Genomic DNA, 25011 nt, shown 5'->3' on the forward strand with positions numbered 1-25011 from the left:
AAGAAAATTATTTTCTTAACAAATACAAAAAATATGTTATAATATTCAAAAGGAGTGTTTAATGGAGCTGCAAATAGATGTTTTTACCGTTATGACATGGATTTTATTTTTGGGGCTATACCCAATGGCTTATTTTTGGTTAAGAAGAGCATACAGAATCTTTATAAAAAAAGATTATTCTGATGTTGCATTAAAAAGAGGGGAACCACCAAAAAATCCTGAGAAATGGGCGCCTTTTGTGGGTCTATTAAATCTTGTTGCTGGGTTTGCTGCAACATGGACTATTATTGGTGTGATATTTTTTGCATATCCTTATGAGTTATGGACTGAAATAGCTGGATTAACAATATGGTTTAAGCTTATTGGGGATTTTATAATCAAATCTCAAGCTCATCCTATAGCTCCTAAAAAAAAGAGAGCTGTTTGATTAGACTAATTATATATGGCAAATGCTTTAGAGAAGCTTAAAAAAGTAAAGCCTTTTGATAACTTACCAGAAGAAGCGTTTAAATTAATTAAAGAGCGTTCAAAGGTTAAAATTTTCTCCCCTGGAACTATAGTTTTTTCTCAATATGATGAACCTACAGGATATTTATACTTTATTGCAAAAGGTGAGGTTGAGATTATTACAGAGACTGATGAAGGGGTGGAGATTACAGTTGATAAAAGAGGTGAAGGGGATTTCTTCGGATGGACCCCTATTTTTAGTGATAGTGGATATACTGCTGGAGCAAGGACTGCTACTGAAGTAGAAGCACTCCTGATACCTAAAGATGTTATTTTAAAGATTTCGGGTAAATTTCCTGAGGTAGCAAGATATTTTAGTAAAAGTGTTTTTTCAAGAATTAAGAAACTGTATAATGAGGTTGTTAAAACCCATGTAGTAGATCCTATCGCTCAAGTTGAAGCTTACCCTTTTCAGAAAAAATTAAAAGAGATAATGTCTTATCCTGTTGAAAGATGTAAGCCTGATACTACCGTATCTGAAATAGCTAGGATAATGACTTTAAAAGGGATAGGCTCAGTTTTGGTTTGTGATGATGAGGATAATCTGTTGGGTATCATTACAGAGAGGGATTTGGTAACTAAAGTATTGGCTAGAGAAGTAGGGGTTTGTTTAAGAGATACAAAAGCTTGTGAAATAATGACCCCAAACCCTTATGTAATGTCACCTGAATCATATATGTATGAAGCTGCAGCATTTATGATTTCGCACGGAATAAGACATTTACCCGTTGTTGAAAATGGGAAATTACTTGGTATAGTTACTGTTAGGGATCTTTTGAGATTTCGTAGTCAGAAAACTGTTTTGCTTGTAGGAAGAGCAAAAGAGGCTAAAGCACTTGAAGAATTAAAGCAAATTAAAAATGAATTAGTTTTTGTAGCAAAGGTGCTTTTAATGGAAAATAGGTCTCAACTTGAGACGATGGAGATACTTTCTTATATTCATCATGTGATAATTCAGCGAACTTTTGAAATTGTAAAAGATGAAATGACTGAAAAAGGCTATAAATTTCCTGATATTAGGTTTGCTTTTCTGATAATGGGTAGTGGTGGTAGAAAAGAAATGTTACTTGGACCAGATCAGGACAATGGCTTCATATTTGAAGATTATCCTGATGAGATGGAAGAGGAGATTAAAGCTTATTTTTCAATCTTTTCTGAGAGACTTGTAAATGCCTTGGAATTTGTAGGTTATCCAAAGTGCCATGGTAATGTCATGGTTACAAACCCTTTATGGACTGGGCGTTATAAGGAGTGGGAAAAAAGGGTTAGTAAATGGATAGAAGTACCAGAACCTCAGTGGGTTAGGTATTCAACTATATTTTTCGATTTTGTTCCTCTGTTAGGTGATGGTGAACTGTGTAATAAATTGAGGGATTTTATTTTCAAAAAGATAAAAGAGAATATGATTTTTCTTTATCAACTTATGGAGCTGGATTACAAACATAAGGTACCAATAGGGGTTTTGGGTAGATTTATTACTTCGAATGAACCTGATAAAAAAGGGAAGTTATCTGTTAAAGAGAATGGAAGCATATTCATAGTGGATTGTATCAGGATGTATGCATTAGAACATAGTATTCACAATACAAACACTGTGGAGAGGATGGAAAAGTTACTTGAGAAAAAAGTGTTTAATGATGTTACTGTAGAAAACCTTAGAGCTGCTCTGGAATTTTTTACATATCTTAGATTGAAAAATGAAATTGAACTCATTGAAAAGGGTAAGAAACCAAGCCATTATTTAGATCCTTACTCTTTAAGCAAAGATGAACAGGAAGCATTAAAAGAAGCTTTTAAGGTGGCTGACAAATTACAAGATACTGCTAAAAGACATTTTGCGAGAATAGTTGGTCTATAACTTATTCTAAGAAAAAGCTTTTATCTTTTAAAATAACTTTTTTGTTACCATTTTTATCTATTCCATAAACAGTTGGATTTAAGACTAAGTAATCCTCGTGAAAAGGGGCTTGATTACATCCACCAAAAGCATGATTATCCCCAAAAGCTATATGGACAGTTCCAAAAATTTTTTCTGATTCCAATATGTTATCAAGCATTTTTGCATGTTTGTTAGTGCCTATACCGAGCTCTGCTACAAATTTGTTGTTTGGATGGGCATTTATTTTTTGAGTTAGTTCATTGAAATAAGGCTCACCCCCTTCAATTTTTACAATAGCACCATTTTCAACGGTAAGTCTGATTGGTGAGTTAAGTTTTCTGGTTGGAGCATATTCAAGTACTAAAATACCATGACTTTTACCCTCTACTGGTGCCAAAAAAGCTTCACCTGCAGGAAGGTTTCCAAAAGATTTGGGTTTGTTTAGCTTACCAGTATCTGGGATAACTTTTCTATCTTCTTTTACAATGATTATGTCAGTTCCATTTGCGCTTGTGATATGAAATTGTTCAAAATTATTTAGATAATTTGCTAATTTTTCTGTGAAAGCTGCTAATTCGTCAATATCTGCTTGCATTGAAGAATTAAACATTTCTGGCTCAAATAGTGGCATGCTAGCATAACGGCCATTACCAGCTTGGGTGAAAAGTTTTCTAAAAAATGTATGACTTGTAGAAAAATGGGTAAGTGCCATTATGCAGTGATATTTTGGTGGGTTATTTCTAACAAAGTTTATTAGTAAATCTTTGTCATTATCATTTAAAGTTTTATTTAACAATTTGTCAGCTAAAGAATTTTTTTCTATAAAATCAAAGGTTTTATTACCAAAGACTTGATTCCAGACTGTCAGATTTGGCTCTTTCCCATGACCTAATGTGGATTCATATTCTATGAGTTCTGTGTTTTTATGTATTTTTTTTATTTCTGTATATAAGGATTTAGTAAACTCATTTAATTTTTGCCATTTTATTTTATCTTTTTCACTTATATTTATTTTGTCAGAGTATAGCTCAGAAAGGATTAAAAAGTTTTCATATTCTTTTAATTCAAAAATTTTATTTACTATATTTTCAGCATGTTTTTGCATCGTTCACCTCTATTATGCTTTTCCAGTTTACTGGAATTTCGATTTTTAATTCTTTTAATGTACAGTATATCTTGTTATTTTTTAAACCAAATTCAAATATATCTTTAGTAATTTCTACATCTTTTTTACAATAATCAATTATTTTGTCAATTTTCCCTTCTTTAAACCATTTGATAGACTCAAGACCATCTGCAGATTTTTTCGTATTTAAAGTTGCATTGGCTATATTGTTTAATGAAAATCTTCTACCAGTGATTTGTTTTACCTCATTTAAGATATCAAGGACATAAATATTTTCAAACTCAACTGTGAAGTATTTACTTAAGACTTTAAAATCAAAGTTTATGATATTAAAGCCGATTATAATTTTAGCCGAATTAATTAATTTTTGAAATTCATCAACATCTTTTTCTGTATAAACAAAGTATTTATCAAAATTGTAAGAGTATGCTATTAAAACAGCAACACCCATTTTGTGAGCATTTTTCCACCCACCCACTTCATCAGCAGAATATTTTGTTTCTATATCAAAAACAATAATATCATCCTTTTTAGCAAACTTTTCTTCATTTTGAATTTTGGCGGGTAGTTTCTTATTAACTAAAAAATCAAGAAGTTCTATTGAACCTTCTTTGTTTAGAGGGTAGTTGCCTGATCCACATTTTGGAGAGAATATACATGCTGGACAACCATTTTCACATTTGCAGTTTTTTATGTTTTCAAAGGTTAAACTAAGTAGATTTTCTATTTTTTCATAAACTCTATTTGCAATACCAATCCCTCCTGGATATCCGTCATAAATAAAAATAGAAGTTTTGTTAGTCTGAGGATGTTCTAGGTACGATATTCCACCTATATCGTTTCTATCGCAGAGTATTAATAGTGGAATCATAGCTATCAAACCGTGTTCGGTGGCATGAATTGTTCCCATTATATTTTGGGATTGAAATTTTTCTATTTCAATAACAAAACCTTTTGTTTCAAAAAATATTGGTTCTTCAGTTAGTTCTACCTTACCAAGTTTAACACCTGTGTTTTCCTCTATCTTTTCATAACCTTTTAAATGCTCTTTAACCAAAAGTTTTACAAATTTACATGTATAATTTTTAAAGGACTTTTCTGAATAAACTTCTAAAATTGTTGTTTCTTTTTCTAATAAGGCTCTTGTGTAATAGTTTGGATTTGCTGGTTTTACGATAATGTCTCTTTTTGTATGGTCAATATCTTCTACAATAAAAGTTTCACCTCTATGAAGATAAACTGCGCCTTTATAATTTTCTGTATAAGCTTTTTTGGCTGAATTTGTGCCTATGATATTGTTATTAAAAGTTATTGTGTAGCTGTTTCCAGAATTTCTAAGGTCAACCTCTTTATGAGGATACTTTTTCAGAGTTATGATTTTAGACCTATCTTCAGTAGCAAAAAGCTCATTTTTTTCGATCATATTTGATATGTATCTGTGTTTTAGATGAAAGTAATACTCGTTTTTATCGATTGGTTTTTCAAAAGCGGCACACTGTATATGTTGAGCTATTATTAAATCATTTTTTTTATCAATAATTGCTTCTTCAAAATTAGAGCTAAAAAGTTTTTCAGGATTTTGAGCAAAAAACTGGTCTAATGCATCATTTGTAGGGATGAATACGATAAGACTTTCATTTCCATGTCTGCCACTTCTGCCTGCTCTTTGCCATAAGCTCATGAGAGAACCAGGATAACCAACTAAAATAGTTGCGTCAATTCCACCTATATCTATTCCAAGTTCAAAGGCGCTTGTGGATATTACAGCTTTTAAATCACCATTTCGAAATTTTCTTTCAATTTCTCTTCGTTCTTCTGGTAAAAAACCTGCTCTATATGATGAAACACTATTTTTACTGATGTTTTTATTTGTAATTAGATTTCTGTATATAGTTTCTGTTTGCATTCTCGATTTTGTGAAACAAAGAGTTTTTACCCCTGACTCTAAAAACAGTTTAATAAGAAAAGTGGCAATGTTTGCTGGAGGGATATCTTCTGGGTTTATTAGTAAAAAATATTTTTTTGCTGATGGAGACCCACTATCTTTAATATGATAAAAATCTTCTTCAAATAAGCTTTTGGCAAACTGAAGTGGATTGCCCACAGTAGCTGACGAAGCAATTATCTGAATTTTAGGTATAAATCTTTTCAATCTACTTACAATTTCTCTGAAGTGGGCTCCAAAGACCCCTCTATATACATGTAATTCATCAACAACTAAATATTTTAATGAGCTTATAAATTCTGACCACTCATCTATTTTTGTTAATAAGTAATAATGAATTATATCTATATTTGTTATTATGATATCAGGATTTGAAGCAAGAATTTTACGCCTTTTTATTTTATTAGTATCACCATCTAAAACATGAACATTTATTTTAAAGTCTTTTATTTTTGATGAGAGTTCCATTATTTTTTCTTTTTGATCATAGCCTAACGCTTTCATAGGAAAAAGGTATAAAGCTTTAGCTTTATTTTCATAAATATCTTCTAATATTGGAAGATTATAACATAGAGTTTTGCCAGATGCTGTTGGTGTAGTTAGTAAAATATTATTGTCATCTTTAATTTTTTGATATGATAAAGCTTGATGTGAATAAAGTTTTTCAATACCATTTTCAATTAAAGCATTTTTTATATTATCGTTTTTAATAATATCTATATCAACAAAATGACCATCTTTTTCGTCTATAATTTTTTCAAAAGATATGTATTGTGAAACTTTCCCTTTTTTTAAATATGAAATAAGATAGTCTATCATAAAACCTGTATAAAAAGCCCCTTCAGATAATTTGTCTCTGGCATTTTAGGGTTTATTGGGTGATCAAATCCTTGATTTAAAGGTGATAAAATTCTGTATTTTCTGCCAGCTGACTGCGAAGAAACATTAATAATCCAGCAAAATTTTTCAAAATCTATATGCTGTGAGCAGCTACAAGTAAATATAAATCCACCTTTTTTTACACTTCTAAAAGCCCATTTATTTAGATTTATATACCCCTTAATAGCTTCGTTAATATTTTTTTTCGATTTAACATAAGCAGGTGGGTCAATAACTAAAATATCAGGTTTCTCTTGTTCTTGGGATAGATTTTTGAGAAAATCTACAACATCCATTTTGATAAAATCAGTGGAAGCTTTAAATTTATTTAAGGTTACATTATATTGAGCACATTCTAATGCATATTGTGAACTGTCAACAAAAGTTACTCTTTTTGCTCCACCTTTTAGTGCATTTAAGCCCCAACCACCAATGTATGAAAAAGCATCAATTACATAACTATCTTTTGATACCTCTTTAATTTTCTTTTTGTTTTCTCTTTGGTCAAAAAAGTACCCCGTTTTTTGCCCTTTGAGGATATTAACATGCATTTTTACATCATTTTCTTCTAAGATTATATCCCCATTGAATTCTTTATTTAATGATTCTACCTTTAGGGGTAAAGTTTCTAATAATCTCATTTTATTATCATTTTTTAATACTATACTTATATCTTCTCCGAAAATGTTTTGGAGAGCATTTACAATTAACTGCTTACTTTTATCAGCCCAAAATGTGTTAAGCTGGACTGAGAATACTTTATCATATCTATCAATAATAATTCCTGGTAAAAAATCACCTTCACTAAACAGTAGTCTATAAAAAGGGTTTTGATATAGTTTTGTTCTTAACTCTAATGCATTATTTATTCTATTTGCTATAAAACTTTCATCAATATTTATTTCTTTTCTGCTTAGAATTCTAACAGCAATTAGAGAGTGTGGGTTGATATACCCTATACCTATAAACTCCTTATTTGAAGTATATATTTTTACAATTTCACCTGGTGCAAAATTAGATATATTTTCGATTTCATTGGAAAAAATCCATAGATAACCGTTTTGAGCCCTTTTTTCACAAGATTTTTTTAAATAAAGATTTTTCATAGAGATATTTAAACAGTAAAATAACTTTCTTGTCAATTTATTTTGTTTCGAAAATAAATATATAATTTAAGAAGAAAGGAGGGGTAGCCCTCCATTATAAAAATCAGTAATTTTCTACAAAAAGCTCAAAATGCTCCCTTGGATGAGCACATGCAGGGCATGTAGCAGGTGCTTCAAACCCTTCAAAAATGTATCCGCAGTTTCTACATTTCCAATAAACTTTGGTATCTCTTTTGAAAACTTTATTTTTTTCTATATTATCAGCAAGTTTCAAAAACCTTTTTTCGTGCCATTTTTCCACTTCTGCTATCATTCTAAATTGTTGAGCTATTTCAGGAAAACCTTCCTCTTCTGCAATTTCAGCAAATTCTGGGTATAGAACTACAAATTCTTCATGTTCTCCTGCGGCAGCTGCAAGTAGATTTTGATAGGTATTTCCAAGTTGAGCAGGATATGAAGCTTTAATATCCACCATAAGTGGTTCGCTTAAATTTAGATTTTCAACTACATGTTTGTAAAATCTTTTACCATGTTCTCTCTCATTGTCAGCTGTTTCAATAAAAAGGGCTTCAATTTGACGATACCCTTCTTTTCTAGCTATTGCAGCATAAAATGTGTATCTATTCCTAGCTTGTGATTCACCTGCAAAAGATTTCATTAAATTTTCAAGTGTCTTGGTTCCTTCTAAACTTTTTTTGCTCATATTTTCCCCCTTTTAGTTATTTCATAAATTATAGCAGATTATTTATAGGAAATATATTAAATTTTTTCACTTGTCAATATAATTTATTTATTAATTAATAATAGTAAATAATAAAATTTATTGATTGAAATAAGTTGTTGAAATTATAGCTTAATTAGATAAAATATATCTATGCAAAACCTTCTTGAGCTATTAAAGAAAAATAAACTAAAAGCAACACCTCAAAGGATTAAGATTTTGGAGATTTTATTTTCTTCTGGACATGTTACTATTGATGATTTGTATGAGAAGATAAAAACTTATTTACCAACACTTTCATTGGCCACCGTTTATAGTAATCTGAATGCTATGATTAAGGCAGGTATCGTTAAGTCTGTAAAATTATCAAATAATAAAGTTTTGTATGAATGTAATTTAAATGATCATATACATCTTGTCTGCAAAAAGTGTAACAGTATAAAAGATGAATTTATAGATAAAAAAGCTGTTTTGGGCTTGATTGAAAAAGATGTTGGCGTTAATGCGTGCGATATGGAGATAAATCTTTATTATGTTTGTCCAAAATGTAGTGAATTTGAATAATTTATGGAAGATAGTGTTATGCTTAGGAAACTGTTTTTATTTTATTTCTTTTTAACAGCATTAACAGCCTTATTTTACAATGATTATTTTAGAGTAACAGATGGAGTTTATATCCATGGTCTTATTGGGATATTAGGTTTTGCTCTTACAGGGTATTTTACAGTAGTTATTAATAAAAGAAATTTCCCAAGTATTTATAAAGAGTTGGATAAAATTTATTTTTATTTATCAATCTTATTAACTTTAGCAGTTTTTATTAAAAATACTGTCCTTATAAGTATAATATCTGTAATTTTTATGTTTTTCTCTATACCATTGTTACTTAGGTTTAATCCTCCTTTCATTGGTTTGGAAAAGTTTTTTATAAAAAGTTCGTTTATTATTTTGATATTGGATTGGCTGTATTTTGTTTACTCGCTAAACTTTGATCACTTTTTTATGATGAAGACAAAACTTTCTTATAATTATTTGTCATTTTCTTTCCCTCTATCACTTATCCTTTTTTCTGAATTTGTAAAATTTTTAAAATTAAAAAGAGGGGAAGTGGTTTTATCAGTATTTTTTTTGGTAGGGGGTGTTTTAATTCTATTTTTTGGAATGTTGCTCCAAATGAAGATTGTAGAGATTTTAAGTGCTATTATTTTATTAGGATTGATTGTTTATTATTTTATTAAATCTGGTTATATAAAAGAGAAGTATCTGTTTTTCAATTTCATGGGGCTTCTTTTAACTGGTATTTTTGGATTATGGTATTTATTAACTGTTTTTAAGATGGGTGGGGATAGAGTAATTCTACTTTTGCATGCACATTTTGCTCATTATGCTTGGGCTACATACGGTTTATTCTTACTTTTTATTAAAAATAAAAAGCTTAGATTTTACACTATTTTATTACTGATGATTTCACTATTGTTTATTTCTGTATATTTTACATTAAATAATAGATTATTTTTATATTTTTCATTTATATTTTTTATAATATCTGGTATAATTTATATGTTATATCAGTTTAGAGGTGTTATCCCTTGGATGCTAAAAAGGTCTTAGAAATTGCTTCTTTATTAATAAGTAAAAAAAATTTAAATGATCTCATTAATGAAATCCTTTTTTCGATAAGAGAATTGGTTAATGCAGATGCAGGAAGTATTTATCTGTATGATGATGAAAAAGATGAGTTAACTTTTAAATACACTCAAAATGATTCTTTAGATATTTCTTTTAATGAGTTTACAATCCCTGTAGATGAAAACAGTATAGCTGGTTATTGTGCTTTAAATAAAGAGGCATTTACAATTGATGATGTTTATAAAATTCCAGATAATTACCCATTTAAATTTAATAATGATTTTGATGTCTTATCAGGATACAGAACAAAAAGTATGCTTTTAATCCCTATTTTTGATGCAAAAAATAATTTAATCTCAGTTTTACAATTAATTAATAAAAAGGTTGTGAGCTTTGGTGAAAAAGTTAGGGATTTTGAAAATGAGGTTATCTCTTTTAGTAGTGAAGATTTGGAGCTTGTAAAGTCCTTAAGTGGTATTATAGGTGTTTCTTTGGAAAATAGTATCTTATATGAAAATATTGAAAATATGTTTGAAGGTTTTATAAAGGCTAGTGTTCAGGCGGTTGAATCAAGAGATCCCATCACAAAAGGTCATACAGAAAGAGTTTATAGAATAACCCATAAAATCATTGAAGAGATGGATAAAGATGAGGAATTTTTTCCTGACTTTAAGATGAGGGATATCGATTGGAAAATCTTAAAATATGCTACATTGTTGCACGATTTTGGTAAAATAGGTGTTAGAGAAGCTGTTTTGATGAAACCAAAAAAACTTTATGATGATCAGTTTGAAAAATTGAAAATGAAAGCAAGGTTATACGCATGTGTCAATAATTTGACTAAAGAAGAGTATCAAGACTTATTAAACGATTTGATTAGAGCAAATGAACCTTCTCTTTTAGAAAGTGAGCTTTCTGAGAAAATTGATAAATATTATAAAGTGAAATTTAAGGATTGTTATGGGGAAGAATTAGAGCTTTTAGATGATAATGAATATAAACAGCTATCTGTTAAAAAGGGGACTTTGACTAATGAAGAAAGAAAAGAGATAGAATCTCATGTTTTGCATACCTACGAATATCTAAATAAAATCCCTTGGACAAAAGAGCTAAAAGAGGTTCCTAAGATTGCTTGCCTTCATCATGAAAAGTTAGATGGCTCTGGTTACCCTTTTGGACTAAAATCTGAAGAAATTCATATTTTTGGTAAAGTGATGGCTGTAGCAGATATTTTTGATGCATTAACAGCTAAGGATAGACCTTATAAAAGAGCTGTCCCTATTGACATTGCATTAAAAATAATTAAAGAAGAAGCTGACAAAGAAAAGCTTGATAAAAAGATAGTAGAATTTTTTATAACAAAAAAGATATACAATATGGTATAATAAATATATTTAATATTATTTGAGGGGTTGTATGAAAACTGTGCTTGTTGTTGATGATGATCCATCTATAAGACTTTTATTGCGTGATGAATTATCAGATTTGGGTCTAAATGTTATGACAGCTGTTGATGGCGAAGAGGCACTTATATCATTTGAGGAAAACAATATTGATTTAATAGTTTTAGATTTGAGTATGCCAAAGCTTGAAGGTGATAAAGTGTTAGAAGTTATTGCTAAGAAATCAGAAATACCTGTAATAATATATTCTGCAAATATTGATAATTATAAAGGGATAGAGAATATACATAAAAATTCATATTTAATAGAAAAAACTGCTAATTTGAGTAACTTAATAAATGTAATTAACTCAATAATAAATGATTGATAATTTGAATTTTTATAAAAACGATATTTTAATTATTGAAGATTTGGAATTTAGATTATTTTATTTCAAAGAATTGAAATCTACAAATGAATATGCACTAGATTCTGATTTTAATTCAAATTCTATAATTATAGCTGATAAACAGACAGGGGGGAAAGGTAGGCAAGGGAGGAAGTGGATATCTGATGACGATAAAAATCTATATTATTCAATAATTTTGAGTAATGATTCTGATTTCAAAAAGATTTTTAAATTAAATATAACTTCAGCTTATGCAATTTGTGATACCATAAAAACTTTGTACGGTATAAATGTTAAAGTGAAATGGCCTAATGATGTAATTTATTGTGGTAAAAAGCTTTGTGGAATACTTTTAGAAGCTAAAATGGATGGCAATAAACTTTATAAACTTGTAGTTGGGATAGGGGTTAATTTGAATGGTAATTATTTAGATGAGGAAATTTCGAAAAGAGCGACTACTCTTTTTTTAGAAACTGGGAAGATAATAGATAAGACACTGTTTATTAAAACCTTTTTGAGATTTTTTGTTAAGTACTTGACAAAGGATTGCAATATCTCTGATAAATGGAATAGTTATTCAGCATTCATAAATAAAGAAATTACTTTTCATTATAATAATAATGTTGAAAAGTTTATTGAAAAAGGTATAAATGAAGATGGTGCGTTGATTGTTGAAGATAAATTTGGCAGGGTTAAAACGGTTTATTATGGAGAGATAGGTTATGATTTTGGCCATTGATATTGGTAATACAAATATTGTTTTAGGTGTTTTTAATCAAGATAAATTAATTACAAGTTTTAGACTTGCAACTGACCATCTGAAAACCACTGATGAGTATGCATCGATTATTATGTTATTACTTGAAAGAAATAAAATTGAGCAGTCTGGTATAAAAGGGATTATTATTTCCAGCGTAGTACCTTCTTTAATTTATACATTTAATAAATTATGTAGAAAATATTTTTATCAAGAGCCTATAATTGTGGGACCTGGCATAAAAACTGGTGTTAAGATCCATATTGATAACCCAAGAGAAGTGGGTGCAGATAGGATTGTGAATGCAGCTGCAGCTATAAAGAAATATGGTGCTCCAGTAATAGTAGTAGATTTTGGTACAGCGACAACCTTTGATGTTATTGATAAAAATTCATGTTATATTGGTGGATTGATTTGTCCAGGAATTAAACTATCAATTAAAGCATTACATACAGGGACAGCAAAATTGCCAGAAGTGGAAATTGGCAAACCTAAAAGAGTAGTAGGGACAAATACAATCACTTCAATTCAATCAGGGATTTATTATGGATATTTATCCATGATTGATGGTATTATAGAAAAAATAATTGATGAATTAAGTTGTGATACAAAACTTTTGAAAGTGATTGCAACAGGTGGGTTGGGAAGTATATTTGTTGAAGAATCGAAATATTTAGATATTTATGAACCAAATTTAACTTTAGAAGGGTTGAGGGTAATTTATGAAAAAAATAACTAATTTTATATTAATTTTGTTTATTTTATTTGGTTGTGTTCAAAAAGTCGATAAATTAAAACTAGCTGAATCTCATTATAAGCTTGGATTAGCTTACTTGGGTAGTGAAAATGATTTTAGAGCTTTAGGAGAATTTGAAGAGGCTTTGAAGTATAATCCAAAAGATGATAGGGTTTATTATGCAATTTCTGCGTTTTATCTCAAAAAAAATATGCTTGATAAAGCAGAAAAGTATATTATGAAAGCTTTAACGATTTCACCATCTAATTCAGAGTATCTAAACGCTTATGCGTCTATTCTTGCTGCAAAAGGTGATTTGAGTAATGCAATAGTTAATTGGAAAAAAATATTGAATGATCCTACATACCCTAATATCCCTTTAGTTTATTATAATATTGGGCTTGCATATTTTAATATGAAAGATTATGAGGAGGCAAAGCTTTATTTTGAAAATGCCATAAAAGCTAACAGATTTTTTGCAAATGCGTATTTAATGCTTTATGAAATTTTCATGAAAGAGGATAAAATTAATGAAGCAGAGCAAATCTTAAAACAAGCTGTCGATAATAATCCAGCAAATAGAAGGTTGCTTTTAAAGTTAGGTGAACATTATTATAATGCTAAAAAGTTAAATGAGGCTGCATCTATTTTTGAAGATATTGTTATAAAATTTCCTCAAAGTGAGGAAGCTAAAAAAGCATCAGAGTATTTGAAAACTTTTGGTATTTATAAATGAATGAATTCACAAAGATTTTAAAAGAAAAAAGAGAAGAGTTAAATTTATCACTTTCTGAAGTGTCTAAAGAGATAAAGGTTTCTGTTCATTTTCTTGAGTTGATTGAAAGTGGTGATTTCCATAAGTTGCCTTCTTATGTTCATGCTTATGGGTTTAGTAAAGCTTACGCTGAGTTTTTGGGGTTTTCTTTTGAAGAAATAAAGCCATTATTTGATGAGGTTTGTAAAAAAGAAGATTTTGATAAAAAATATATAAAGATAGAAAGTGACGAAATTATACAAAAAGAGGTAAACCTAAAAAATATTCATAAGTTTTTTATTGTATTTATTATCTTTGTGATAGCTATCATTATTTTAGTTTTTTATTTTTTAAACAAGAATAAGGAAAAAGTATTAAAAGAGATGTCTGTAGATAATACAGCTTCAACAAGTGTAATGAAAATATTGGATAACAGCCAAAGTGATAATGTTTCTAAAATTGTAGAAGAGAAAATTAAATCTGTAAATCCAAAGGAGATTGTTGAAAAGATTTCCGAGAAAAAAGTTGTTGATAATGTCACCTTTCACAAGATTACCTTAGAGTTCGATGATATATGCTGGGTAAATATAAAGATAGATAATGAAACTGTTTTAGATTTTATTGCAAATCCTGGGACTAAAAAAGAGATAAAATTTAAAAAATTCTTTTTAATTGATATTGGTAATGCAGCAGCTTTGAAGATAAAATATGATAATCAGACATTCTCAAGATTTGGTGGTTTTAGGCAACCTGTAAAAAATCTGTATTTTACTATTAATGAAGATAATTATTTAATGTATGAGAAAATTAATTGAGTCTATTTGTAGGTTTAATCAAAAGCAATTCAAAATTTATTTTCAATCTAAATTGTGCTTGCTTTTTTGATAAATCTGTATATCTTTTAAAAAGGACAAAAAAGGTATGATTTATGAGAAGAGTTGGAATATATTCTAATGATAGTTTAATTTTATCAGAACTGGTTGAAAGGGTTAGTAGGGATTACCCTACAATATTTTTAACGATATATACTGATAAGGGATATTTAGATTCAATGGATAATATAGATAATGTTCGAATTACATCAATTGATGATAATATAGAGGATGATAGTTTGGTTGTATTAAACGATGCTACAAAACTTGGAGAAAAAATAAAAGATTTTAATGGGAAAATAATAGATTTTTCTCAAACTGTTCAAGGTAGTAAAAATGTTGTTTATATTGAAGAGCCTATTTTATACTGTTTTGAGAATTTGTTGGATAAGACACCTGATTTTGCGATTATAGGTTTGCCTGCTGCAGTTTTTGGCAAAGCAGCAGTTGATGATTTATTAAATCAAACAAGGGACATTTTTTCCTTTGTAAGGAACGAATATAAAGTTTTTGATAGAATGCTTGCATTTAATATGTTTTTTGTAAAAAGAGGTGACCAACTGTATAAAAATTATTTTGATCTTTTGGAAGAGAATTTAGATTTTTCTTTTGAGCTGCGTCAATTGCCTGTATCTACTGCTTTTGTAATCGATATTTTTGGTGAAATTGACTTTGAGGAAAGTGATGAGTTTGTGGAAAAGGATATAGAGAATTTACATGATGCGGTTGATGAAGAGAAAGTTGTTGTAATGAGAAATAAGAAAAAAACAACTGTTGTTGGAGATTATTTAAAAGTGATAATAAATCAAATAATAAGAGAGTTATAGTAAGGAGCGGATTTATGATTTATATGGACAATGTGGCTGGGACAAAACCTGATAAAAGGGTTGTTGAAAAAATGTTACCTTTTATAGAAGAGAAATACGGCAATCCAAGTGCACATTTTTACCCATTGGGTAGAGAATCTTTTGAAGCAATTGAAGAAGCTAGAGAACATGTAGCTGCGCTAATCAACGCAAAGACTGAGAATATAGTTTTTACTTCATGTGGGACTGAGAGTAATAACCTTGCTATAAAAGGTGTTGCTTTTGATCCTGAATATGATGATAAAAAACATATAATAATCAGTGAAATTGAACATTATTCAGTGCAAAATGTTGCTTTAAAATTAACGAATTTGGGATATGAAGTTACAAAATTAAGGGTTGATGATACAGGACTGGTTTCAGTAGGTGCATTAAAAGAAGCTATTCGTGATGATACTTTGCTTGTTTCAATAATGCATGCAAACCCAGAAATTGGGACAATCCAAGATATTGAAAAACTTGGTGAAGTTTGTAAGGAAAAAGGTGTCATTTTTCATGTAGATGCTGTTGCAAGCTGTGGACATGTTGAAATAGATGTTGAGAAATTTAATTGCGATTTATTGAGTATAGCATCTCAAAACTTTTACGGACCTAAAGGGGCTGCAGCTCTTTATATAAGAGATGGTATAAAAATAACTCCTCTGTTTGATGGTGGTTTTCAAGAGAGGGGGTATAGAAGTGGTAGTGAAAATGTTCCTGCTATTGTTGGCATGGGGGAAGCTGCAAGAATTGCAAAAGAGGAAATGCACATATATGTGCCTAAAATGATCAAATTGAGAGAAAAGCTTTGGAATGGATTGGGTGAAATGTTTGACTTTTTACATTTTACAGGTCATCCAGAACAGAGGTTGCCAGGTCATGTAAGCTTTTGGATTGAGTATATAGAAGGGGAATCTTTGCTTTTATCCTATTCTTTAAAAGGGGTTGCTGCTGCAAGTGGTTCTGCTTGTTCATCAAATATTTTGGCTGAAGATGAAGATGAGCTGGAGGCTTCCCATGTTTTGACAGCAGTTGGAGTGCCAAATGACATTTGTGCTGGTTCTCTAACATTTTCCATGTCCAAATATATAGAGGAGAAGGATGTGGATTATGTGTTAGAGATTACTCCAGCAATAGTAAATAGATTGTGTGAAATGTCACCATATTATAACAAAAAGTAATTTAAGGAGGATATTATGGCAAAAGGACCATATAGTGAAAAAGTAATGGATCATTTTATGAACCCTAGAAATATGGGTGAGATTGAAGATGCCAATGCAGTTGGTGAGGTAGGTAACCCTGCCTGTGGTGATGTTATGAAACTTTATATGAAAATTAATGATGACGGTATTGTAGAAGATGTGAAGTTTAAAACATTTGGTTGTGGAGCTGCCATAGCATCAAGCTCTATGGCTACTGAGCTGATTAAAGGGAAGAAAGTTGAGGATGTTTTAAGGCTTACTAATGAAGCTATAGTGGAAGCTTTAGATGGACTACCACCTGCAAAAATTCATTGTTCTGTAATGGCTGAAGAAGCTATTGAAGCTGCTTTGAAAGATTATTATCAAAGGATTGGTAAAGATCCTAAAATAGTAGATGAAATGAAAGAAAAAATAAAAACTGAAATAGCATAATTAGGAGGTTATGATGACTTTAAAAGAAAGGGTTCAAGAAGTATTAAATCAGGTTAGACCTGGGTTGCAGGCTGATGGCGGTGATGTGGAGCTATTGGATGTGACAGAAGATGGTGTGGTAAAAGTACAGTTAACAGGTGCTTGTGGATCATGCCCTTTTAGCACTATGACATTGAAACATGGGATTGAAATGAGGCTAAAAGAGATGATACCTGAGGTTAAAGAGGTTATTGCACTTTAATATAATGTGAGGTTTATAATGAAAAAGTGGAAATGTAAAGTTTGTGGATATATAGTTGAAGCAGAAGAGCCACCTATGACATGCCCTGTATGTAATGCTCCTGCTTCTGAATTTGTTGAAATTTAAATGTTATAAAAGCGTTAGAGATGTGTCTCTAACGCTTTCTTTTAAAATTTCCATAGATATAATTCAGTGGCTGGGTCAAAATCTCTTATTAGTTTTTTCCCATCTAAAATTAATATATCTAATTCACAGGCGTAAACTATTGTATCAGGTAAAAGATGTCCACCAACAACGGAAAAATCACTTCTACCTAATGAAATATGAAAATGTCCAAACGGTTTGTTATCTTTTATGGAAACATTCCCTTTTAGTGAAAGTATTTCCATAGGCTCGTTGTAGTGAAAGTTTTCATAACTTTTATTTTTTTGATTAAAATAAGCTATGTTTGCTCTTTGAACAGCTCCAATACCCAAAACCAGAGCGGAATCTATATTTAGTTTTTCGATTAAATCCATAATCCCAAAATAGAGGTCATCATCTTTTTTTAATCTGGTTCTACAAATCTCTTTTAAGTTGTACTTAATCATACATACCTCACTACAATATATTGACACCAAAATTAAACTGACTTATAAACCAATAGCTAAATATATTATAGCATATTTTTTAATAATGGGGGTTATTTTGTTTAAAAAAGTTAAAGGTTTTAGGGATATTTTTGGAGATGATATTGCTTATTGGGAGTTGGTTGAAGCGAAATTTAAAGAAATATTCCCAAGATTTTGTTATTCAGAAATTAAAATCCCAGTACTTGAAAAGAGTGAATTGTTTGTAAGGGGGATTGGTGAAACTACGGATATTGTAGAAAAAGAGATGTTCACTTTTCAGGATAGGGATGGTTCTTATCTTTCTTTAAGACCTGAAGGGACTGCATCAGTTGTAAGGGCATATATCGAAAATAAACTTTATGAACCACCAAGTATTAAAAAGTATTATTATTACGGTCCAATGTTTAGGCGAGAAAGACCTCAAAAGGGGAGATTTAGACAATTTTATCAATTAGGTGTTGAAGCATTTGGCTCTGAATCCCCATTGCTTGATGCGGAAATAATATATTTGCTTTATTATTTTTTAAATAGTTTTGATTTAGGTGATTTTTTGAAAATGGAAATAAATTCGATTGGCTGTCCAGACTGTAGACCAAAATATAAAGAGAAGCTTATTGACTATTTTAAAGCAAACATTGATAAGTTGTGTGATGATTGTAAAAGAAGGCTTGATAGAAACCCAATGAGAATACTTGATTGTAAAATAGATAGTTGCAAGGAGGTTGTAAAAGAAGCACCTATTATTTTAGATAATTTGTGTGATGTGTGTAATGAACATTTTGAAAAGCTAAAAGGTTATCTCAGACAGTTTGGTGTAAATTTTGAAGTTAACCCGTATATAGTAAGAGGGCTTGATTATTATGTAAGGACAGCTTTCGAGATGGTTACAGATAAATTAGGAGCTTCTTCAGCAGTAGGTGCAGGCGGTAGATATGATGGCCTGATAAAAGATCTTGGTGGTCCAGATATCCCTGGGATTGGCTTTGCTATCGGTGTAGATAGGTTAGTGGAATTGTTAAAGTTAAAGAAGGAGATTAAAGCTTTTGATGTTGATGTTTATGTAATTACTTTTGAAGATTTTACTGAAATTGCAATTAATGTATGTAGTGATTTAAGAAATCTTGGTATTAAAACAAGTCTTAGTTATGACCTTGGTAGTATTAAGTCAGAGATGAAAAAAGCTAATAGATTAAATGCTAAATATGTGATAATTATTGGTGATGATGAAGTAAAAACTGGTGAGTTTGCTGTTAAAAATATGGAAACTGGTGAACAAATAAAGTTGTCTAAAGAGAAAATTTTAGAGTTTTTTAAGAATAGATAGGAGGACATAATGTTAGAAAATTTAGGTAATTGGAGAAGGACTCATTCTTGCGGTGAGCTAAATGCTGAACATTTAAACAAAGAAGTCATATTGATGGGATGGGTGCAAAAAAGAAGAGATCATGGTGGTGTAATATTTGTTGATTTAAGGGATAGAGAAGGGGTTACACAAGTAGTTTTTAATCCTAAATTTGATGAAGAATCCCATAAGAAAGCCGATAATTTGCGTAATGAGTATGTTATTGCTGTAAAAGGTGTTGTTTATAGAAGACCAGAAGGGACTGAAAACCCAAAACTAAAAACTGGCGAAATAGAGGTTATGGTTAAAGAACTAAAAATATTAAATACCTCAAAGGTATTACCTTTTACTATTGATGAGTTCTCAAATGTTGGTGAGGATATTAGATTAAAATATAGATACCTTGATCTAAGAAGAAGACCTTTACAAAGAAATATTATTTTAAGGCATAACCTTGTAAGAACTATTAGAGAGTTTTTATATAAAAAAGGGTTTTTAGATATTGAGACACCATTTTTAACAAAAAGTACCCCTGAAGGTGCAAGAGATTATTTAGTCCCAAGTAGGGTAAATCCTGGGAAATTTTATGCATTACCTCAATCCCCTCAAATGTTTAAACAGTTATTGATGATATCTGGGTTTGATAAATATTTTCAAATTGTAAAATGTTTTAGAGATGAGGATTTAAGAGCTGACAGACAACCAGAATTTACACAGCTTGATATGGAAATGTCATTTATTGATAGGGAAGATTTGATGGACTTAATTGAAGAGATGTTTGTGGATATATTTGATAAAGTTCTTGGGCTAAAAATTGAAAAACCATTTCCAAGGATGAGTTATGAAGAAGCTATGGAAAAGTATGGTCATGATGCACCTGATACAAGATTTGAGATGTTTTTGAAAACTATAAATAATATTGTAAAAGGTTGTGGTTTTAAGGTTTTTTCTGATGCTATTGAAAATGGTGGTGTGGTAAAAGCTATTAATGCAAAGGGTGGTGCTAAGTTTTCTAGAAAAGAGATTGATGAGCTTACTGAGTTTGTTTGCTCTCTCGGAGCAAAAGGGTTAGCTTATATAAAAATAAATGAAGATGGATTACAATCTCCTATAATAAAGTTTTTAGGTGATGAAGTTACTGATAAAATAATAAAGGAGATGGGTGGCGAAGTAGGCGATATAATCTTTTTTGGTGCAGGTGATAAGAAAACAGTTAATTTATATATGTCCAAGCTGAGATTATTATTAGGTAGAAAACTTGGGTTGATAGATGATAATAAATATAGTTTTACATGGGTGATAGATTTTCCTCTATTAGAATGGGATGAAGAGGAGAAAAGATATGTGGCTATGCATCACCCATTTACTGCGCCAGTAGATGAAGATATTCCACTATTTGATACTGATCCAGGAAAGATTAGAGCTAAAGCCTATGATTTAGTTTTAAACGGTTCTGAAATTGGTGGAGGAAGTATAAGGATCCATAGAAGTGATGTTCAGGAGAAGATGTTTTCTGTATTGGGATTAAGTGAAGAAGAAAGAGAATATAAGTTCGGATTTTTTATTGAGGCATTGAGATATGGTACTCCTCCACATGGTGGAATAGCATTTGGGGTTGATAGAATTGCGTCAATATTTGCCAAAGCTGACTCTATTAGAGATGTTATAGCTTTTCCTAAAACACAAAAGGCAACAGACCTAATGTGTGATGCTCCAAGTTTCGTAGATGAAAAACAACTTAAAGAACTCTTTATAAAAGTTGACTTACCAGAAGATTATTACAAGGAATAAAAAATTTAATATATGGGCGTAGAATATTCAAAAATATTCTACGCTCTTTTCAAAAAATTGTTTCCTAAATGAAATAATTTAAAACTGTCGTTAATGTATTTTTATAATTCAAATTAGAGTAAATAATTTGTTTATTGTTATAGTTTCCTTGATTAAATTAATAAAAATGATAAAATTTTTTTATGGCTGATAGATACTATAAAGTTTTACTACCAGTCCCTAATAATGGTATACTTACGTATAAATTAGATAAAAATCTCAAAAAAGGGCAAAGAGTTATTGTCCCATTGAAAAATCGTATAGAATATGGTGTAGTTATTGCTGAAGATGAAAATATTAACGAAAATATAAATTATAAGGATGTGATAGAATTAGTAGATAGTTATCAAGTTAGTGGGAGATTTATAGATTTCTTATTTTTTATATCAAAATATTACTGTTGTGAGATAGGCATAGTTTTTAAAAATGCTATTTCTAAAAAGGTATTTTTCTCTGTCGAACCAGAATTAAATGAAAACAGTTATGAAATAGATAAACAGGATATTACCCTTTCAAAAGAGCAAAATCATGTCTATAAATCAATAGTTAATCAAATTGATACATTTTCAGTTCATTATATTGATGGTGTCACTGGTAGTGGGAAGACAGAAGTATATTTAAAAGTTGCGAAAGAGGTCATTAAAAGTGGCAAACAGGTACTTTATTTACTTCCTGAAATTGCTCTTACAGCTCAGTTAACTAAAAGGGTTTCTGAGAGGCTGGGGTTTGATGTAGATGTTTATCACAGTAAAATATCCTTTAAGAAAAGGGTAGATAGATTTTGGAGTTTTGTAAAATCAAAATCACCATTCTTAATTGGTACGAAAAGTGCACTTTTTATACCTGCTGAAAATATTGGTTTGATTATCGTAGATGAAGAGCATGAAACAACTTTGAAACAAGAAGAAGCTCCCTATTACAATTTAAGAGATATTGCAATCTATTATGCTAAAGTTTTGAATATTCCGATAATCTTGGGTTCAGCTACACCTTCTATAGAGTCATATTATAATTGTTTAACAAGTAAATACATGTATTATAAGTTAGAAAAGAGATTTAATGAAGCAAAAATGCCTGAAATTAAGATTATAAAAGTAGAGAAAGAGGAGCTAATTGGAAAAATAATATCAGAAAACTTAATTGAAGAAATTGATAATAGAATAAAGAAAGATGAACAGACAATAATTTTATTAAATAAAAAAGGGTATTCACATCATATAGTATGTGATGATTGCGGAGAAAGTGTTATTTGTCCAAACTGTACTGTGGGACTTACATATTATAAAAGAAATAAAAGATTTATGTGTCATTATTGTGGCGAAAGTTTTCGCAAGTATGTATGCCCTGTTTGCAAAAGTGATAAATTATATGAGTACAATTATGGTATTGAGCATCTTTACGGGATACTTGTTGAGATCTTTGGAGATATTATATTAAAACTTGATACAGACGAGATTACATCACATTCAGCTTTGGATGAAAAGCTTAAAAAGTTTTTGAATAAAGATTACAAAATAATTATAGGTACGCAGATTATAGCTAAAGGGTTTAATTTTCCTGATGTAACTTTAGTGGGTATTATAGATATAGATAGATTGCTTGGGATGCCTGATTTTAGAAGTTACGAAAGGTGTTTTCAGCTTATAAATCAGGTTGGTGGTAGAGCTGGTAGGTTTGAAAAAGAAGGTGTAATTTATATTCAAACTTTTAATAAGAAAAATCCATTTTTTGAATTTTTGAATAATAAATATGCTTTTTATGAGTTTGAGTTAGAAAAACGAAAAATTTTTAAATATCCTCCATTTTATAAATTGGCTAGAATTTTAGTAGAGCATACAAATGAAGCAAGATGTGAGTCTATAATCAATGAGATAGGTAGCTCCTTAAAATTGCTAAACAATATCACACTTCTTGGTCCTTCAAGAGCCCCAGTTTATAAAATAAAAAACAAATATCGATACCAATGTTTGATAAAGTCTAAAAGTGTAAAAGATATCCATGAAGCTTGCTCTCTTGCTAAAGAAAAATTCAATCTTTTAAAGAAAGGGAACATTCTATTGAAAATAGATATTGATCCTTTTACTTTTATATAATTTTATATAAAAGAAAAGGGGGCTTAAGCCCCCAGATTTTATAACATTCCAGATTCTTTGAGCATATTGTCGATGTATTCTTTAAGCGGATCCATACTTTGATAGAATAGTACCTCTGGCATAGTTTCAAGTTTGTCAGCAACCTGAGGTTTAAAATCCATTTTAGCAAGAATATCTTTTTCCACATCCACTCCAGGAGCAACTTCTTTAAGTATCAATCCGTTTTCATTTAAGCCAAATACTGCTCTTTCTGTTATATAAAGTATTTCTTTACCAGATTTAACCGCTTGTGGACCACTGAAAACAATTTTAACAAGGTCATTGTTGAATTTAGTTATGTTACCATCACCATTTATTATAAGTTTACCACCATCAGCATCAATATCAATACCTTTACCAGCTGTAAAACCTCCAGCGAAATATGTTCTTGGTGAGCCAGCTGAAATAACAGGGAATCCACCAGGACCAGATACTCTTACTGGGCTGTAAGATGGGTTTACATTACCTTTAGGGTCTATTTGCATAAATCCAAGAGATGCGAAATCTATAATACCACCTTCATAGTTTGTAAACATATCAGGCATGTGTAGAAATGCTGCAGGGCTGATTGCAACACCAAAATCTGGTCCCACAAGTGCAATACCTCCCACAGGCCCTGGCTCAACAGTTAATGTCAAGAGATCGCTAATACCAAACTCCCCTGCCATCCAAGAAACATAAACAGGGATACCAATACCTAAGTTACCGAAAGCAGGTTTTTTCAAGTTAGCAACTAATTTCATTACTTCTATCAATACTCTACCAGCAATAATTCTATCCCTTATTTTATCTGGAGTAGGAAGCAATGCTTCAAGCTCTTTAGTTTTTTGAGCTTTGATATGACCAGCAAGTCTTGGATCATATACATAAGATCCAGCTATTCTGTGCAAATCTGGATCTGGTGTAACAACTACATGGTCAACAAGTGATCTAGGAACTATTACATCTCTTGTAGGGATAGATCCTTTTTGAACTACATATTTAACCTGGCAGATAACTTTACCAGGGTTTGGTTGAGCTTTAGCAGCTTGAGCGATATTTAATACAGTTCCATAGAACCCTTCTTCTTCCATAGAAATATAACCATCAGTGTCAGCAGTAGTACCTCTAATTAGAGCTACATCTGGTAGTGGAGCTTGATACAACAACCACTCTTCACCATCCAATTCTACGACAGATACTTTACATGTTTTCTTCTCTTTAGCGATTTCATTGGATGCACCACCATCCTGTCTTGGATCTAAGAATGTTCCAAGACCAACTTTTGTAATAATACCTGGTCTTCCTGAAGCTGCTTCTCTAAACCAGTAAGAGCAGGTACCAATTGCCCATGAATAAACTTCTATCCTATTTTCAAGAGTCATTTTCATTAAAGCTGGTGACCAACCAATAAATGGCATTAAAACGCCACGAATGAAATCTTGATTTGGCATTTCATAAAGTTCTGAGAATACCTTGTCAAAAGCTCTTCCAGGAACTGCTGGTAAAGTATCAGAAATGATAAAAAGATTTTTTGGATGACCAGTTTCTTTCCACATTTCAAATAATTCTAAAATTAAGTGTTCTGGTGTTGTTGTTAGGTTAAAACCTGATACTGCAACAGTATCCCCATCCTTAATACAGCTTAAAGCTTCTCTTGCTCCACAAATTTTACTACTCATAATAACCTCCAGT

The 25011-nt window shown here is 30.5% G+C and carries 24 protein-coding genes; 18 read left to right on the plus strand and 6 right to left on the minus strand.

Annotated elements, in window-relative coordinates:
- Positions 1-61: 61 nt before the first annotated feature.
- Together OWM07_RS05100 and OWM07_RS05105 are read left to right on the plus strand one after the other, a co-directional pair.
- Positions 62-427, plus strand: a complete 366-nt coding sequence (locus tag OWM07_RS05100) for a hypothetical protein (RefSeq protein WP_423302594.1) — start codon at positions 62-64, stop codon at positions 425-427.
- 15 nt (positions 428-442) lie between these two features.
- Positions 443-2365 carry a putative nucleotidyltransferase substrate binding domain-containing protein gene (locus OWM07_RS05105; RefSeq protein ID WP_423302595.1) on the plus strand — a complete coding sequence of 641 codons (1923 nt, stop codon included), beginning with the start codon at positions 443-445 and terminating at the stop codon, positions 2363-2365.
- Between the two features lies 1 nt (position 2366).
- On the opposite strand, the gene OWM07_RS05110 is transcribed toward OWM07_RS05105, so the two are convergent.
- The 4 genes from OWM07_RS05110 to rbr form a co-directional block, all read right to left on the minus strand.
- Positions 2367-3491 (minus strand): aminopeptidase, encoded by a 1125-nt coding sequence (locus tag OWM07_RS05110; RefSeq protein ID WP_423302596.1) that lies wholly within the window; start codon positions 3489-3491, stop codon positions 2367-2369.
- On the minus strand, positions 3475-6276 hold the full coding sequence (locus tag OWM07_RS05115; protein WP_423302597.1) for a DEAD/DEAH box helicase: 2802 nt from the start codon (positions 6274-6276) through the stop codon (positions 3475-3477). Before OWM07_RS05115 ends, OWM07_RS05110 begins: the two co-directional genes overlap by 17 nt.
- The gene (locus tag OWM07_RS05120) at positions 6273-7442 is read right to left on the minus strand and encodes a class I SAM-dependent rRNA methyltransferase (RefSeq protein ID WP_423302598.1); all 1170 of its coding nucleotides are present in this window, start codon (positions 7440-7442) and stop codon (positions 6273-6275) included. Before OWM07_RS05120 ends, OWM07_RS05115 begins: the two co-directional genes overlap by 4 nt.
- Positions 7443-7545: 103 nt before the next feature.
- Complete coding sequence (gene rbr, locus OWM07_RS05125; RefSeq protein WP_423302599.1) at positions 7546-8145, minus strand: rubrerythrin; 600 nt, start codon at positions 8143-8145, stop codon at positions 7546-7548.
- Positions 8146-8316: 171 nt separating this feature from the next.
- Between rbr and OWM07_RS05130 the strand changes: the two genes are divergently transcribed.
- From OWM07_RS05130 to OWM07_RS05190, 13 genes are all read left to right on the plus strand, one after another.
- On the plus strand, positions 8317-8727 hold the full coding sequence (locus OWM07_RS05130; RefSeq protein WP_423302600.1) for a Fur family transcriptional regulator: 411 nt from the start codon (positions 8317-8319) through the stop codon (positions 8725-8727).
- 3 nt (positions 8728-8730) lie between these two features.
- Positions 8731-9774: a hypothetical protein gene (locus tag OWM07_RS05135; RefSeq protein ID WP_423302601.1), complete on the plus strand. Its 1044-nt coding sequence runs from the start codon at positions 8731-8733 to the stop codon at positions 9772-9774.
- Complete coding sequence (locus OWM07_RS05140; RefSeq protein WP_423302602.1) at positions 9753-11177, plus strand: HD domain-containing phosphohydrolase; 1425 nt, start codon at positions 9753-9755, stop codon at positions 11175-11177. Before OWM07_RS05135 ends, OWM07_RS05140 begins: the two co-directional genes overlap by 22 nt.
- A gap of 31 nt (positions 11178-11208) precedes the next feature.
- A complete protein-coding gene (locus OWM07_RS05145) occupies positions 11209-11562 on the plus strand; it encodes a response regulator (RefSeq protein ID WP_423302603.1) in 354 nt (117 codons plus the stop codon).
- A complete protein-coding gene (locus OWM07_RS05150) occupies positions 11555-12322 on the plus strand; it encodes a biotin--[acetyl-CoA-carboxylase] ligase (RefSeq protein WP_423302604.1) in 768 nt (255 codons plus the stop codon). The genes OWM07_RS05145 and OWM07_RS05150 overlap by 8 nt, the downstream gene beginning before the upstream one ends.
- Positions 12306-13079 carry a type III pantothenate kinase gene (locus OWM07_RS05155; protein ID WP_423302605.1) on the plus strand — a complete coding sequence of 258 codons (774 nt, stop codon included), beginning with the start codon at positions 12306-12308 and terminating at the stop codon, positions 13077-13079. The genes OWM07_RS05150 and OWM07_RS05155 overlap by 17 nt, the downstream gene beginning before the upstream one ends.
- Positions 13063-13812, plus strand: coding sequence for a tetratricopeptide repeat protein (locus OWM07_RS05160; RefSeq protein ID WP_423302606.1), 750 nt, complete (start codon positions 13063-13065; stop codon positions 13810-13812). The genes OWM07_RS05155 and OWM07_RS05160 overlap by 17 nt, the downstream gene beginning before the upstream one ends.
- Complete coding sequence (locus OWM07_RS05165) at positions 13809-14645, plus strand: helix-turn-helix domain-containing protein (RefSeq protein WP_423302607.1); 837 nt, start codon at positions 13809-13811, stop codon at positions 14643-14645. Before OWM07_RS05160 ends, OWM07_RS05165 begins: the two co-directional genes overlap by 4 nt.
- 113 nt (positions 14646-14758) lie before the next feature.
- The gene (locus OWM07_RS05170; RefSeq protein ID WP_423302608.1) at positions 14759-15529 is read left to right on the plus strand and encodes a hypothetical protein; all 771 of its coding nucleotides are present in this window, start codon (positions 14759-14761) and stop codon (positions 15527-15529) included.
- Between the two features lie 14 nt (positions 15530-15543).
- Positions 15544-16728, plus strand: coding sequence for a cysteine desulfurase family protein (locus OWM07_RS05175; RefSeq protein ID WP_423302609.1), 1185 nt, complete (start codon positions 15544-15546; stop codon positions 16726-16728).
- Between the two features lie 15 nt (positions 16729-16743).
- Positions 16744-17181, plus strand: a complete 438-nt coding sequence (nifU, locus tag OWM07_RS05180) for a Fe-S cluster assembly scaffold protein NifU (RefSeq protein WP_423302610.1) — start codon at positions 16744-16746, stop codon at positions 17179-17181.
- Positions 17182-17194: 13 nt separating this feature from the next.
- Positions 17195-17422, plus strand: coding sequence for a NifU family protein (locus OWM07_RS05185; protein ID WP_423302611.1), 228 nt, complete (start codon positions 17195-17197; stop codon positions 17420-17422).
- 18 nt (positions 17423-17440) lie between these two features.
- Positions 17441-17548 (plus strand): rubredoxin-like domain-containing protein, encoded by a 108-nt coding sequence (locus OWM07_RS05190; RefSeq protein ID WP_423302612.1) that lies wholly within the window; start codon positions 17441-17443, stop codon positions 17546-17548.
- Between the two features lie 41 nt (positions 17549-17589).
- Here OWM07_RS05190 and OWM07_RS05195 read toward each other — a convergent pair whose 3' ends face one another.
- A complete protein-coding gene (locus OWM07_RS05195) occupies positions 17590-18012 on the minus strand; it encodes a PPC domain-containing DNA-binding protein (RefSeq protein ID WP_423302613.1) in 423 nt (140 codons plus the stop codon).
- Between the two features lie 97 nt (positions 18013-18109).
- Here OWM07_RS05195 and hisS point away from each other — a divergent pair, with 97 nt between their 5' ends.
- The 3 genes from hisS to priA all read left to right on the plus strand — a co-directional run bounded on the left by hisS (position 18110) and on the right by priA (position 23298).
- Positions 18110-19357 carry a histidine--tRNA ligase gene (gene hisS / locus OWM07_RS05200; protein ID WP_423302614.1) on the plus strand — a complete coding sequence of 416 codons (1248 nt, stop codon included), beginning with the start codon at positions 18110-18112 and terminating at the stop codon, positions 19355-19357.
- Positions 19358-19366: 9 nt separating this feature from the next.
- Complete coding sequence (gene aspS, locus OWM07_RS05205) at positions 19367-21166, plus strand: aspartate--tRNA ligase (RefSeq protein WP_423302615.1); 1800 nt, start codon at positions 19367-19369, stop codon at positions 21164-21166.
- A 182-nt stretch (positions 21167-21348) separates the two neighbouring features.
- Positions 21349-23298, plus strand: a complete 1950-nt coding sequence (gene priA / locus OWM07_RS05210; RefSeq protein WP_423302616.1) for a replication restart helicase PriA — start codon at positions 21349-21351, stop codon at positions 23296-23298.
- Positions 23299-23336: 38 nt separating this feature from the next.
- Here the strand turns inward: priA and OWM07_RS05215 are convergent, their stop codons facing one another.
- Complete coding sequence (locus OWM07_RS05215) at positions 23337-24998, minus strand: acyl CoA:acetate/3-ketoacid CoA transferase (RefSeq protein ID WP_423302617.1); 1662 nt, start codon at positions 24996-24998, stop codon at positions 23337-23339.
- Positions 24999-25011 lie beyond the last annotated feature (13 nt).

It is taken from the genome of Deferribacter thermophilus, assembly GCF_049472675.1.
GTDB classification, from domain to species: Bacteria; Chrysiogenota; Deferribacteres; order Deferribacterales; family Deferribacteraceae; genus Deferribacter; species Deferribacter thermophilus.

Bases quoted from the DNA above. Each gene is read 5' to 3' on its own strand.
- OWM07_RS05100 (WP_423302594.1), top strand. From the start codon at position 62: ATGGAGCTGCAAATAGATGTTTTTACCGTTATGACATGGATTTTATTT.
- OWM07_RS05165 (WP_423302607.1), top strand. From the start codon at position 13,809: ATGAATGAATTCACAAAGATTTTAAAAGAAAAAAGAGAAGAGTTAAAT.
- OWM07_RS05130 (WP_423302600.1), top strand. From the start codon at position 8,317: ATGCAAAACCTTCTTGAGCTATTAAAGAAAAATAAACTAAAAGCAACA.
- OWM07_RS05185 (WP_423302611.1), top strand. From the start codon at position 17,195: ATGACTTTAAAAGAAAGGGTTCAAGAAGTATTAAATCAGGTTAGACCT.
- OWM07_RS05105 (WP_423302595.1), top strand. From the start codon at position 443: ATGGCAAATGCTTTAGAGAAGCTTAAAAAAGTAAAGCCTTTTGATAAC.
- OWM07_RS05190 (WP_423302612.1), top strand. From the start codon at position 17,441: ATGAAAAAGTGGAAATGTAAAGTTTGTGGATATATAGTTGAAGCAGAA.
- OWM07_RS05215 (WP_423302617.1), bottom strand. From the start codon at position 24,998: ATGAGTAGTAAAATTTGTGGAGCAAGAGAAGCTTTAAGCTGTATTAAG.
- aspS (WP_423302615.1), top strand. From the start codon at position 19,367: ATGTTAGAAAATTTAGGTAATTGGAGAAGGACTCATTCTTGCGGTGAG.
- OWM07_RS05195 (WP_423302613.1), bottom strand. From the start codon at position 18,012: ATGATTAAGTACAACTTAAAAGAGATTTGTAGAACCAGATTAAAAAAA.
- OWM07_RS05150 (WP_423302604.1), top strand. From the start codon at position 11,555: ATGATTGATAATTTGAATTTTTATAAAAACGATATTTTAATTATTGAA.
- OWM07_RS05155 (WP_423302605.1), top strand. From the start codon at position 12,306: ATGATTTTGGCCATTGATATTGGTAATACAAATATTGTTTTAGGTGTT.
- OWM07_RS05170 (WP_423302608.1), top strand. From the start codon at position 14,759: ATGAGAAGAGTTGGAATATATTCTAATGATAGTTTAATTTTATCAGAA.
- rbr (WP_423302599.1), bottom strand. From the start codon at position 8,145: ATGAGCAAAAAAAGTTTAGAAGGAACCAAGACACTTGAAAATTTAATG.
- priA (WP_423302616.1), top strand. From the start codon at position 21,349: ATGGCTGATAGATACTATAAAGTTTTACTACCAGTCCCTAATAATGGT.
- OWM07_RS05120 (WP_423302598.1), bottom strand. From the start codon at position 7,442: ATGAAAAATCTTTATTTAAAAAAATCTTGTGAAAAAAGGGCTCAAAAC.
- OWM07_RS05175 (WP_423302609.1), top strand. From the start codon at position 15,544: ATGATTTATATGGACAATGTGGCTGGGACAAAACCTGATAAAAGGGTT.
- OWM07_RS05160 (WP_423302606.1), top strand. From the start codon at position 13,063: ATGAAAAAAATAACTAATTTTATATTAATTTTGTTTATTTTATTTGGT.
- OWM07_RS05110 (WP_423302596.1), bottom strand. From the start codon at position 3,491: ATGCAAAAACATGCTGAAAATATAGTAAATAAAATTTTTGAATTAAAA.
- nifU (WP_423302610.1), top strand. From the start codon at position 16,744: ATGGCAAAAGGACCATATAGTGAAAAAGTAATGGATCATTTTATGAAC.
- OWM07_RS05115 (WP_423302597.1), bottom strand. From the start codon at position 6,276: ATGATAGACTATCTTATTTCATATTTAAAAAAAGGGAAAGTTTCACAA.
- OWM07_RS05145 (WP_423302603.1), top strand. From the start codon at position 11,209: ATGAAAACTGTGCTTGTTGTTGATGATGATCCATCTATAAGACTTTTA.
- OWM07_RS05135 (WP_423302601.1), top strand. From the start codon at position 8,731: ATGGAAGATAGTGTTATGCTTAGGAAACTGTTTTTATTTTATTTCTTT.